The sequence below is a fragment of the Photobacterium sanguinicancri genome, assembly GCF_002265265.1.
GTDB classification, from domain to species: Bacteria; Pseudomonadota; Gammaproteobacteria; order Enterobacterales; family Vibrionaceae; genus Photobacterium; species Photobacterium sanguinicancri.
Map to the genome: position 1 here is coordinate 1 of NZ_NOIF01000159.1, position 11896 is coordinate 11896.

Sequence of the window (11896 nt, forward strand, 5' to 3'; positions counted from 1 at the left end):
AGACAGAAATTAACTCTGGTGAAACCAGGCTATTTATATCGGGTCGTAGAATAATCATTAAGTGGCTGAAATATTTACCGCCTTAATGTGGGGGTAGAATAAGGAAAAATAGCATGATGAAATGTGATAAAACTCTAACTATCATAGTACTAGCAATAACGTTGAAAATAACAGATGAAGCCAGTAACGATTAATTATCCACGTTAATGAGTAAATGTAATTAATAGTAAGGTCATTATATACTTTTGATTCGTCAATAATGCATAAACTGCCACTGAAAGAGTGTGGTGAATTTATATGATTTCTTTGAATAATGTCGAGCCGATCACAATATATGTTAGTTAATGACTGAAATTAGGCGCTTAGCACGTATCTGCTATGTTTATAAGTAGTAGGTATACGCGGCTTAACGCTTTGTAACGTACTCAGGCTTTACAGGGTGCTAAAATCAAGAAACAATAGGCGCGCATTGATATCAGATAACGTTTGTAAGGCACTATGACAGAGAAAAAATCGAATCCATTTTTAGAGATTGTGTTTAATGTCGTGATCCCATCAGGGATCTTGATGAAGCTCAGTGGTGATGAGCACCTAGGTTCCATTGGTGCATTAGTCATAGCTCTAGCTTTCCCATTGGCATTTGGTGGCTACGAACTAATACGCTTTCGTAAATTTAACTTTATATCGCTACTTGGTTTTGTAAGTGTGATGCTAACAGGTGGTATAGGCTTACTTGAATTGGACACTAAGTGGTTAGCTGTTAAAGAGGCTTTGATCCCAGGTTTAATTGGTGTGGGTGTTTTCATCTCAACTTTCACAAAGTTTCCCGTTGTGAAGAAGATGATCTTCAACGATACAGTATTGAATCTTGCTGAGATCAATCAGCGCTTAACGCAAAATGGTCAGCAAGCTGATTTTGAACGTTGCCTAATGAAGTCTAATTACTTGTTTGCAAGTACGTTTGTATTTTCATCAATCATGAATTACGTGTTAGCAACGTGGATTGTAACCAGCCCATCGGGTACTGCTGCTTTTAATGAAGAACTTGGTCGCATGACGTTACTGAGTTATCCAATGATTGCGATTCCATCTATGGTCATGATGATGGGGATTTTCTATTTTGTTTGGCGTCAGATCCGCAGCATGACACAGCTTGAAGCGGCACAAATTTTCAAAACACAGTAATTATTTGGTAAACCTTATTTAGGGTGGGCCATATGAATGAAAAAAGCGCCAGAAGGCGCTTTTTTGTTTTTAAATATCAGGATTATTTCGGACTCTAACATAGCGAGCAAACCGAGGGATGCCGCTATCAGTAAGGCCGTTGTAGCGAAAGTTTACTGTACTGCCTATTTTGGGTGGGGACTGACGTTCAGTATCTTTAAAGCCAGTGCCTATTTTGAACTTGATATTATCTGATGTGACGACCCAAATTGCGCCCATCATTCCCGTATACTTCCCTTTCCCCTCTTCGTAGCCGACGACTTTAGCCTCGGCATCTTGGTAGTGTTTTAATTTTAAGAGTTGTTCACTTCGACCAAGTTGGTAAAGGTTATCTTCGTGATGAATCATCAAACCTTCACCACCAGCATCTGTTGTTTCATCTAAGGCTTTCTCTAGCTCATTGAGGTCTTTGACTTTAAATTGCTCAATGACTTGAATATGGGGATGATTAAGTGCGGTGATCGATTCATGCAGCATATCGTAACGTTGTGAGAATGCCATATTCGGTGTTGGCGTGTCGTACACCATAAAGCTAACGCTTAGCCATGAATCATCATCAGGCTGTGTATCAAGCACGGTTCTAGCGACGTGCTGAAAACCACCACGCCCAGCCCATAGCTCACCATCTAGTGGAATGGTAGGAAAATGCTGTGTAAACCAATCTGGTGCATTTAGCTTATTACCAGAGCGAGTAACGAATCCTTTGCCATCCCAAAATGCGCGAATGCCATCTAACTTCTCACTGATTAGGTACTCATTAATAGCGGCATCTAAACTGAGCTTATTTTGTACTGTTGTCAGGAGTAAATCATTGGCTTGCATAATGGATGGGGCTGAATTGTTAGCCCATATAGGAAATGAGAGTGTTAACGCGAGAGTGATAGGGGTTATCTTCATATCTGTCTCAAGCCGTGATAGCCAATAGATACCTATCATGCTAGTGGAAATTTACTTGAACATGTTTTTTTATGCTCATAGTGGAATATGGGTTGCTTTTTTATTTCTCCGCCTAATCAAAATGAGTATAAATTGGAGCAAAACACAATGAAATTGGTATTCAAGCTAAGCTGCGTTAGAATCGCCTGCCGAATGGGGATCACACAATAAGAAAAACTAACAGTTACAGAGTTAGGAAAGACAGGTTGACTATGCAAGTAACAAAACAAGGTATTCAAGTATTTTTAAAAAAGAAAAATATTGAATTCACCTTCCGAAATTATTTTATTCATGTCATGAGCTTTATGGCTCTAGGATTATTCTCATCACTCCTTATTGGCTCAATTCTTAATACGATTGGTATTAAGTTTGGCATTCCAATTTTATCCGAAACATTATGGCCCATAGCTAAGCAGATGACAGGACCTGCGATAGGTGTCGCTATTGCGTATGCGTTAAAAGCTCCACCATTAGTACTTTTCTCGGCTACTACCGCGGGTGCCGCGGGTGCCGCGATGGGAGGGCCTGTTGGTGCTTATATCGCAGCCGTTGCTGCAACTGAGTGTGGAAAGTTAGTGGCGAATGAAACTAAGGTCGACATTTTGGTAACGCCTGCCGTTACTGTGACTATAGGTGTCTTAGTAGGTAGTTGGGTTGGGCCGCATGTTGGCGAATTAATGGATGGTTTAGGTAATATCATCATATCAGCAACAACGTTACAGCCATTATTAATGGGGGCGGTTGTTGCTGTGCTAATGGGGATGGCATTAACGCTACCTATTAGTAGTGCAGCTATTGCGATCATGCTTAGCTTAAATGGTTTAGCTGCGGGTGCTGCGACGGTAGGGTGTTGTGCACAAATGGTGGGTTTTGCCGTAATGAGTTTTAGAGAAAACCGTTGGGCAGGGCTTGCGGCTCAAGGTATAGGAACATCTATGCTTCAAATGCCCAATATTATCCGTAATCCTAAGATATGGTGGCCGCCTATTATTACCTCTGCCATTCTCGGTCCTGTATCTACGTTACTATTTACGATGGAAAACACACCACTTGGTGCTGGTATGGGTACATCTGGCTTTGTCGGCCAAATTCAAACGTATATAGCAATGGAAGGTGTAGGTTTAGCTGATGGTGATATATATAAAGCAATCTTTATCATGCACTTTCTTGCCCCTGCGGTAATCACATTAGTAATTGCAGAAGCAATGCGTAAAATCGGTTGGATCAAAGCTGGCGATCTAACCCTAAACCTATCAAGCAAATAGTCTGACGGTTCACCTAATTGGCTGCTGTTACTGGATAGCAGCCAAGCTTTTTACCGATATCCCACATTGATAAAAAGCATCCGCTTGTGCTTTATCCGCGACAAAGAACAAGTATGTGTTCATTCCATCCATATCTAGCCGTGTTTTATTTCCCCGCGCTTTGAACTCTTTAATAAATGCGGTGGCATTGTCATTTGGTGGTGACAGGGTTGTCGCATAGATAGCCATGTTATCAACTTCTTTATAGAGCCTATGATCAACAGGGTAATCTTGGTTTGCATACCAGTTATCAAGTTGTGTGGTTGATTGACGTAGTAGGCCTGCACTCTTGTCCTCAAACGCTTGGCGATGAAAAACAGTAACGGCGGCTTCCTCGCTAGCTGAGAGGCTTAAAAGCAGTACAATGTTTTGCTGGTTGCGTTCTTCATTCACAGTAAGAAAGCAGGTATTGCCTTGTTGATGGTAACTCGAATTCTCAAGTAATGGTGTTGAAAATGCGGATACGGTTAGGAATAAAAGTGGGGTAACCATTACTTGCCTCCTTGAGCGTTGAAATTATCGCGTACAATAATGTGTCTTCTTGACTTGAATGTAGCTAGCTGTGGTTGAGACAGATGTCTTAGAGGCTGGATTCACCTACAGTAAGAACTTGTCTTAATATTTGGACAGGTGAAATTCATAAAAGTGCAGTAAATATAATTGATACTGTGCTGACATATATCGCTATCTAGCTGATATGATTAGTAACAACGCTGGCTTTAATGTGAGGAAGGTAACGATGCCCTCAAAAATGCAAAATGGAAGCACAACATCATCTTTGGTTATAGCTGCATTCGTCGGATCTGCAATAGGCTTTATTTTATCAACGGCGGTATGGCAGCGCCAAGATCGCCCTACGCAGGATCAATACCAAATAGCCATTGACGAAAATCAGCAATGGAAAGAGAAATACACGCAACTTGACGTGCGTTATACCCAGTTGGAGACACAGTCGTCATTGGATAAGAAGCAATATAGCGCAGACTTAAACACGGCAGAGACCCAATTGGAACAACAGAAAAAAGATTTTGAAGCTAAACTAGCCCAGCTGAAAAAACAGCAAAAGAAAATGACTGTTTCTCAGAAAAAGCTGGATACAAAAGTGGTGGCGTTAAAAGTGACAGCTGAGAAACAAAAAGTTGTTCTTGATAACTCGAAAGAGTTGTATCAGCAGCAGTTAAAACTTCAAAAACAAATAGATAGTGCTGCCGCTGATGTTAAAAAAGCACAAGCAGTAGCGAAAGAATCGAAGAAAGCTTGTGATGAGTTTAAAAGCGGAACAAGCTGGGATTGGGTATCAGAAGCGGATTGTACCAAGTACGAAGCTAAGCTTGATATCGTAGAGGGTGAACAGGCTAAGCTCAGTGCCTTAAATAGTGAATTAGAAATACTCAATCGTAAGATTGAGATATCACTGCCTGAATAACCATGAAATATCTATAAACGCGACATTCAATTAAAAGGTGGGGGCCCCTGCCTTTTATTAATGAAGGTGTGATTGTGGTTTTGTACCATATTTTATGCCATATGGATTATTGGGATAAATATGAAAAATAGCATCTTTGCTGATATACCAAGCGAGCTACCTGATGAATTTTTTAACGATATTGTAAAAGCCCCCAATGTGCGTATTGAACGCATCGTCTCGAAAGGTCACATCACGCCGAGTGGCGATTGGTATGATCAGGATGAAAACGAATGGGTGATGGTCATAAAGGGTCAAGCCAAGCTGTTATTTGAAACGGATATGAATGAAGTGAACTTACAAGAAGGTGAGTACATCAATATCCCAGCACACCAACGTCACCGCGTCACTTGGACTGACCCAAGTCAGGAAACGGTTTGGTTAGCTGTCTTCTATTAGCCGTGTGTTAGGCTACTTATAGCGCTAAAGAAAGGCTTACTCAATGCTCGTTATTACGATGATTGATTAAGCCTTTTTTGTTTAATTCAGTATTAGTATTAAATATTTAATGCACCTAAATATTCAATGTGCCACTGGCTAACAAAGTAATGGCTGAACTTGCCATCACAGTAATGACTATAGCGCCGAACCACTCTTTTTTACTGTTGAGTAAAGCCTGATTTCGCTCTTTACGTGTCCAAAACATAACAAGCAACCCCGGAAAGTAAAGGAGCGCCACGAGTAATAAGTAATCCAAGCCAGCGGCATAAATTAACCATGTACCGTATAACGTTGCGATACTACTTGCGAGCAAATCCCAATTGCGTGCACTACGGCTACCTTCATAGCAATTGTTCTTCAATGCAACTTGTAAACCGTACGCTGCAGATAGGCCGTAAGGGATCAAGATTGAAGAAGTTGCAATGTTGACGAGTGTTAAGTAAGTACTTTCGCTAAATAACGTCATGATTAAGAAGGCTTGCACACCGATTGTCGAAGCTGTTAATGCAGCAATGGGAGCGCCGTGGCTATTTTCACGACTAAACCATCGAGGGAATAACCCTTGCTTGGCTGCAACCATAGGGGCTTCCGCCGTTACAACCGTCCAGCTTAAAAGCGCACCACATACTGAAACAATTAAACCAATATTTATTAGCCATGCGCCCCAAGGGCCAACAATATGCTCAAGGATGTGTGCCATAGATGGGTTGTTAAGTGCTGCCAGTTCTTGCTGTGTCATTACACCAAAAGCAAAAAGTGTTACAGATACATACAAAACAAGTGCAACGACTAAGGCAATAATAGTTGCTTGTCCGATAGCTTTACGGCTTTGGGCACGACCCGATAGCACGACAGCACCTTCAATACCAATGAATACCCAAAGGGTTATCGACATGGTATAGCGGACTTGATCCATCACATTACCTAAGCCACTATTGTTCTGCGCCCATATGTCCATACTGAATTTATCAACATTGGCAGCAAGTACAGCAAATGCGAGGAAGGCACAGAGTGGAACTAACTTGGCAAGTGTGACAACAACATTGACTAATGCTGCTTCTTTGATGCCTCGAGTGACTAAAAAATGCATCAACCAAATTAAAATGGTTGCACCAAGCATGGCTTGCCAAGTGTTTCCTGACCCAAACAAAATGTTGTCAGGTGTGTCAGTAAAGTAGCCAATCGCACTGAATACGACAACGGCATATGAAGTATTAGCAAGTAGTGTATTTAGCCAAAATCCCCATGCGGAATTAAAGCCAAGAAAATCCCCAAAACCAGCTTGTGCATAAGCAATGACACCGCCGTCTAAATTGGGTTTACGGATTGAAAGGCTATAAAAAACACGGACTAAACCAAGCATGCCAATGCCCGTTATCAGCCACCCGATCATTACAGCACCTGGCCCTGCGCCTGCGGCCATATTTTGCGGTAAACTGAAAATACCTGCGCCAACCATAGTGCTTAAAACCAGTGCGGTGAGTGCGCCTAGTCCTAATTTATTATTCATTATATTTTTTAGCTTTTTTAAAGATGCTATAAGCCTAGTAGCAAAAAACAAGATAACGCGTAGTTATTCATATCCAATCAAAAGCTGAATATAGATGAATGCATCGTGATATCTGACTATTAAGCTGCGCATTAGAGAAAATGAAGGGTAAAGATAGAGGATTGCAGAACAAACATCAATTTGAAGCTGATGGATTGGTGAATAAAACCTCTCTTTATGTGGTTTTATTTTCTAGCGTTTGTATTTAATGAGAATTCTGTCGCGGCATAGTTGTATTTTGGAAGATATTTATACTGCCCAGATAAATGAAGGTCTGGGCATATAATTAGATTGGTATTTTAGAAAGCGACACGACGAGCAAGTGCTGATGGGTAATGGCGCTGTTCGGCAAGTTGTTCAGCAAAATTTTCCACTTGTTCTAATGTTAGGCTTCGCGTAATAGGGAAGCTTAACTCAAGGCTAGTGTGTTGATCATTGGTAATTAACTGGAGCTTTTGCAATTTATCGACAACGGCATCTGCAGCTGAAAGAGCTGATGATGCTTTCACGATTTCAGTCCTCGCATAATTGATACCATCAAAACTGATATCAACGGCACGTAATGATGGATCTGTCCCTGGAATCTGTTGCGCACCAAATAGAGGCTTACCCCCGATCGTTGCCGACGAAAACTCAGGAATAAACTGCGCCATATGGTTTATTGCTCGTGCGCTTCTTAAATCAACCTCATCTTGTTGCCAATGCTGTGTTAACTTCTTGATAAAAGGTGCGCTCAATTCAGGCTGTGCATTGGCAGCGGTAGAACTGACTAAGCCTTTTGGAAATAGAGTAATGTCTTCTGTCATGCCATGTAATTGGAAATAACCGTCAGGGTATGGTGTTAATTGTGCCATACCATTGGGGGTACCTCGCTCACCGTGGAAAATCACCTCTGGCCATGTACCTTGGCTATGTTCCCAATGCGTAACGTAGGCCGCTTTAAATTCCACCATTCGTTCACGAGGTAGCTTTGCTAGATTATCAAGCGTACCTGTTTTGTAACCGCATGCGTTTATCAAATAATCAACATGTTCATAGCCTGTAACCCAATCACCAAGTGTTGAATCAAATTGCTGATAATGAACATTCCATTGCGATGTCGATTCGCATTGCTCAAGGTGGTTCACTTTAGCGGTTGTTAGCACTTTACAATGCGACATTTGTGACAAAGCAAGTGATGCGGTTGCTGCTATACGAAAGACACTCAAGCCATATTCTTGCACTAAGACAAGCGGGTATTTGAATTCATCAAGATTGAGATTTTTAGCAACAGGGATCATCCAATCATCAAGTGATGACGGTGTGCTAGGAAAATCTCTTGATGCAAGCTCTATTAAAGTGTCTTGGTCATAGAGCTTAAAGTAATCACTTGGCTCACCTAGGACTTTATTATTAGCATCAGACTCAATAAGAGAATGGTAGGTGTTTCGCAGTAATTCAAGCCGAGATAAAAGAGCATCGGGCTCACCTTTATCTCGTTTGGGTACCGCAATCACCGTTGGGCGTATGTTGGCTGTGTGGGGGAAAACACGCAGTGTATCGATTGATTGTTTGAGTAAGTCCACACATTGTTGATCAGAAATTTCACGGTATAAATTACCACCCGCGTGTAAGTGGCAAATAGGAGGGCCATTGACAAGGGATGCGCCTTCTTCAAATAACACCACTTCAACCCCAATTTCAGCGAGTCTTAAAGCGATGGTTGAGCCCGCAACACCGCCTCCGACAATGCCAACTTTAGAGGTTTTTTTTGTGCTATTTGTTTTGTTCATAATCATTGGTAATAACAATCAATCCGAAATATTCGAGTCGCTATTCTACTGAGCCATTGCAGGTAATGAAATAGTTAGAATGTAATCGTTTGCCTTTATATACGAAATTGACGGATAAATAGTTCTTTTTTGTGCATGTTTTGCACGATGAAGATCTCAGCTTCTAGCAAAATACCGAGAACTTAAATAATGCTTATTCCTATGAGGGATGAAGCGATGACCCCTTAGCGTGGATTGTATGTTTTAGTAGCAAACTTAACATTCAAGAATGGATTGCGTGCGTTTAAAATACGAGAAAAGCACATTTTGGTGGGAATTAAGCAAGACCAAGTAACAATCTACTGATATTATTGCCGTACTAAAATAAATCAAAAAAAGCGCTCCATAAACCAAAACGCGTATCAATATGCAGGTTCTATAGCGAAAAGTTGTGTTACATCATCCCGATACCTTTGGTATGGCGATGAAGGCACTGTATTGGGTTCGGCATGCTAATAATAAGGATGTTAACAGCTCTTCGTTAGGTTGAAACTAAACTCGCATTACACTGCATGTTGGCGTATATCGGCAACAAGAAGCGCATCGGAGCGAGTATGACACCGTCAGTATTAATATGTGATGACTCCGCATTAGCCAGAAAGCAAATGGCGCGCGCTTTACCAAGTTCGTTGAATGCCGAAGTTACATTTGCAGTAAATGGCCTTGATGCATTAAAACAGCTGCAAGAAAAACAGTTTTCGCTGATGTTTCTTGATCTTACCATGCCAGAAATGGATGGTTATCAAACGTTACAAGCGATTAAAGAACAGGGTATCGACATCAAAGTTATCGTCGTTTCTGGCGATATTCAGCCCCAGGCACAATCACGTGTAAAAGCCCTTGGTGCGATCGATTTTCTCAAAAAACCTGTCGACAAAGCATATATAAAAACGCTGCTACAAGATCTTCTGCCACCTCCTGCAGAGTTTGATTTTGATGCTCCTTTTCAGCGTACAGCTATTCCAGCATTACGCCGCCGTGATATTTACCTTGAAGTCGCCAACGTTGCGATTGGCCGCGCAGCTGATTCGTTAGCGCGCCATTTCGACGTGTTTGTGAATTTACCGCTACCAAACGTGAACGTGTTTGAAGTGAGCGAACTTCACATGACAATGCGTCACCTCGCCAGTAACAGTAATATGTCGGGAGTATGCCAAGGGTTTAGTGGAGAAGGTATTGCAGGGGAGGCACTTGTTTTATTAAGTGACTCTAGTGTTAGCGAAGTCATGCAGCTGATGCAATATCCTGCAGGTAGCGGACAAGATGTTGAGTTAGAGCTATTAATGGATGTGAGCAACATTCTTGTGGGCTCTTTTTTGAAAGGGTTGGGGCAGCAGGCTGAAGTTAAATTCTTCCAAAGTCACCCAGTTTTGCTCGGAAAGCATCAACCTGTCGATTCTTTCATTGATCAAACATCGGGTAATTGGCGACGCACGATGACGTTTGAAGTTAGTTACTGTATTGAAAACACCAATATCAAATGTGACATGTTACTGATGTTTGTTGATGAATCACTACCATTGCTTGATAACAAGTTGTCTTACTTGCTGGATGAGGATTAAAGCATGCTGTCGTTACCGGCTGAATTTGAACAGTTTCACTGGATGGTTGATATGGTACAACATGTCGATCTTGGCCTAGTGGTGCTTGATCGAGACTATACCATTCACGTTTGGAATGGCTTTATGGTGCACCATAGTGGCAAACAATCCCATGAAGTGATTGGTAAGACATTGTTTGAGGTGTTTCCTGAAATACCTCAGGAGTGGTTTGTGGCAAAATCGCGCCCTGTTTTTAACTTAGGTTGCCGTAGTTTCTTAATATGGCGTCAGCGCCCTTATTTGTTTAAGTGCCGAAATGTAAGACCAATTACCCAGCAAGCCTCTTTCATGTACCAGAATGTAACGCTGAACCCGATGACCTCACCTAAAGGAACGGTAGATTACTTATTTTTAGCTGTTGAAGATGCAACGGCAGAAGCGATAGCTGAAGGCGCCACTACGAATAATTAGGTAATAAGCAATATTAAATGTAAATGAGAGCATTTATATCTAATCTGTTTGATGCCTTTTAGTGGTTACATTATCGTTAATAAAAGCCTGATATTTAACATAAATATCAGGCTTTTATTTTGCCCGAACAGTGTCGATTTTTCGTTATTGATGAACATCACCCTCCTATATGCCAATCCTATGTAGCATTCCTTTACTTCTTAATGTAAGATTTTACCACAATAAAGGACGGCATCCTTTATTGTGGTTTGGAGATTAATGGTTAAGAAGCAAAGGGGGATGCATCTCCTTTCATCCAATTCAAGCTAAGAGAGCCACTGAGGCTATATGGATCAATTTAATAAAAGAGGGATAGTTATGGGCATGAAAAAGACAAGTACTATTGCTGTTGTGATTGCATCATTATTTGCAGCGCCAGCGGTAGCCAAATCAGCACAAGAGATTGGTAAGATATTTGGTCAAATTGAGGCTTGCGCCATAAAGCAGGATATCAATAGTATTGAAAAAGGAATCATTAAGTTAAAAGTTGCAGATAAATATGATCTGGCGGGTCGAACTAAGTGGTTTAAAAAACAAGTGACGAAAGGACAGTTTAAAGAGTTCAAGCGTTTGGACAATGGCTCTCCTGAGTGGACAAAAGACATTATGTGCGGTGTGCTTCGAGATAAATGGCTTTAATATTATGGGTATAGAGCTATCTTTGGCTAGTATCCTTATTGGATCAAGCATATTTATAGTGTTGCTCACTCTTATGACGGTCTTCGTACAACAGCAGGTTAAGAAAGCGAAAGACGGTGGAAAACAGATAAGTAAATATCCAACGCAATTAAAGTTATTAAGTAATGATGTTATCAACAGATATGCATCACTATCACGAAAAGAGTGGAAAGAAACCCCATAACCCAAAGGGGTCAACGGGAAGTATCGCAAGTATTTCTATGCATTTTTGAAGCAAAAAATGGCAACACAACAAAAGCGAGGTCAATTATGATTTGTAATCATTGCGATGGATTTTTGTTTTTTTAAACAAATATCGGGTTATTTGGTTCTTTAATTGGTGTACGCACTATTTATCAATGTCGAGGATGTGGGAAGCGGAAATATTTTAAAGACTGTCTCTTATACACATAAGACGCTGCCGACGAATAGCCTAC

The 11896-nt window shown here is 41.1% G+C and carries 11 protein-coding genes; 7 read left to right on the forward strand and 4 right to left on the reverse strand.

The features are described 5' to 3' along the window. The first annotated feature begins 498 nt into the window (after window positions 1-498). Window positions 499-1185 (forward strand): VC0807 family protein, encoded by a 687-nt coding sequence (locus ASV53_RS18755; RefSeq protein ID WP_094958215.1) that lies wholly within the window; start codon window positions 499-501, stop codon window positions 1183-1185. Window positions 1186-1254: 69 nt separating this feature from the next. On the opposite strand, the gene ASV53_RS18760 is transcribed toward ASV53_RS18755, so the two are convergent. Then, window positions 1255-2121, reverse strand: a complete 867-nt coding sequence (locus ASV53_RS18760; protein ID WP_094958216.1) for a DNA ligase — start codon at window positions 2119-2121, stop codon at window positions 1255-1257. 251 nt (window positions 2122-2372) lie between these two features. Here ASV53_RS18760 and ASV53_RS18765 point away from each other — a divergent pair, with 251 nt between their 5' ends. Continuing rightward, complete coding sequence (locus tag ASV53_RS18765; protein WP_094958217.1) at window positions 2373-3425, forward strand: PTS sugar transporter subunit IIC; 1053 nt, start codon at window positions 2373-2375, stop codon at window positions 3423-3425. Between the two features lie 27 nt (window positions 3426-3452). On the opposite strand, the gene ASV53_RS18770 is transcribed toward ASV53_RS18765, so the two are convergent. Next, window positions 3453-3956 (reverse strand): hypothetical protein, encoded by a 504-nt coding sequence (locus tag ASV53_RS18770; RefSeq protein ID WP_094958218.1) that lies wholly within the window; start codon window positions 3954-3956, stop codon window positions 3453-3455. A gap of 247 nt (window positions 3957-4203) precedes the next feature. On the opposite strand from ASV53_RS18770, the gene ASV53_RS18775 reads away from it, so the two are divergent. Then, window positions 4204-4890 carry an HlyD family secretion protein gene (locus tag ASV53_RS18775; protein ID WP_094958219.1) on the forward strand — a complete coding sequence of 229 codons (687 nt, stop codon included), beginning with the start codon at window positions 4204-4206 and terminating at the stop codon, window positions 4888-4890. Between the two features lie 120 nt (window positions 4891-5010). Then, window positions 5011-5328: a cupin domain-containing protein gene (locus tag ASV53_RS18780; protein WP_094958220.1), complete on the forward strand. Its 318-nt coding sequence runs from the start codon at window positions 5011-5013 to the stop codon at window positions 5326-5328. A 115-nt stretch (window positions 5329-5443) separates the two neighbouring features. Here ASV53_RS18780 and ASV53_RS18785 read toward each other — a convergent pair whose 3' ends face one another. Both ASV53_RS18785 and ASV53_RS18790 read right to left on the reverse strand, forming a co-directional pair. Further along, complete coding sequence (locus ASV53_RS18785; RefSeq protein WP_062689399.1) at window positions 5444-6880, reverse strand: basic amino acid/polyamine antiporter; 1437 nt, start codon at window positions 6878-6880, stop codon at window positions 5444-5446. A gap of 338 nt (window positions 6881-7218) precedes the next feature. Further along, a complete protein-coding gene (locus tag ASV53_RS18790) occupies window positions 7219-8691 on the reverse strand; it encodes an FAD-dependent oxidoreductase (protein ID WP_094958224.1) in 1473 nt (490 codons plus the stop codon). 593 nt (window positions 8692-9284) lie between these two features. Here ASV53_RS18790 and ASV53_RS18795 point away from each other — a divergent pair. From ASV53_RS18795 to ASV53_RS18805, 3 genes are all read left to right on the forward strand, one after another. Continuing rightward, complete coding sequence (locus tag ASV53_RS18795) at window positions 9285-10292, forward strand: response regulator (protein ID WP_062689401.1); 1008 nt, start codon at window positions 9285-9287, stop codon at window positions 10290-10292. Between the two features lie 3 nt (window positions 10293-10295). Continuing rightward, the gene (locus ASV53_RS18800; RefSeq protein ID WP_094958221.1) at window positions 10296-10742 is read left to right on the forward strand and encodes a PAS domain-containing protein; all 447 of its coding nucleotides are present in this window, start codon (window positions 10296-10298) and stop codon (window positions 10740-10742) included. A 327-nt stretch (window positions 10743-11069) separates the two neighbouring features. Then, window positions 11070-11420, forward strand: a complete 351-nt coding sequence (locus ASV53_RS18805; RefSeq protein ID WP_141226276.1) for a hypothetical protein — start codon at window positions 11070-11072, stop codon at window positions 11418-11420. The last annotated feature ends 476 nt before the right edge of the window (window positions 11421-11896 follow it).

Bases quoted from the DNA above. Each gene is read 5' to 3' on its own strand.
- ASV53_RS18755 (WP_094958215.1), top strand. From the start codon at position 499: ATGACAGAGAAAAAATCGAATCCATTTTTAGAGATTGTGTTTAATGTC.
- ASV53_RS18760 (WP_094958216.1), bottom strand. From the start codon at position 2,121: ATGAAGATAACCCCTATCACTCTCGCGTTAACACTCTCATTTCCTATA.
- ASV53_RS18765 (WP_094958217.1), top strand. From the start codon at position 2,373: ATGCAAGTAACAAAACAAGGTATTCAAGTATTTTTAAAAAAGAAAAAT.
- ASV53_RS18770 (WP_094958218.1), bottom strand. From the start codon at position 3,956: ATGGTTACCCCACTTTTATTCCTAACCGTATCCGCATTTTCAACACCA.
- ASV53_RS18775 (WP_094958219.1), top strand. From the start codon at position 4,204: ATGCCCTCAAAAATGCAAAATGGAAGCACAACATCATCTTTGGTTATA.
- ASV53_RS18780 (WP_094958220.1), top strand. From the start codon at position 5,011: ATGAAAAATAGCATCTTTGCTGATATACCAAGCGAGCTACCTGATGAA.
- ASV53_RS18785 (WP_062689399.1), bottom strand. From the start codon at position 6,880: ATGAATAATAAATTAGGACTAGGCGCACTCACCGCACTGGTTTTAAGC.
- ASV53_RS18790 (WP_094958224.1), bottom strand. From the start codon at position 8,691: ATGAACAAAACAAATAGCACAAAAAAAACCTCTAAAGTTGGCATTGTC.
- ASV53_RS18795 (WP_062689401.1), top strand. From the start codon at position 9,285: ATGACACCGTCAGTATTAATATGTGATGACTCCGCATTAGCCAGAAAG.
- ASV53_RS18800 (WP_094958221.1), top strand. From the start codon at position 10,296: ATGCTGTCGTTACCGGCTGAATTTGAACAGTTTCACTGGATGGTTGAT.
- ASV53_RS18805 (WP_141226276.1), top strand. From the start codon at position 11,070: ATGGATCAATTTAATAAAAGAGGGATAGTTATGGGCATGAAAAAGACA.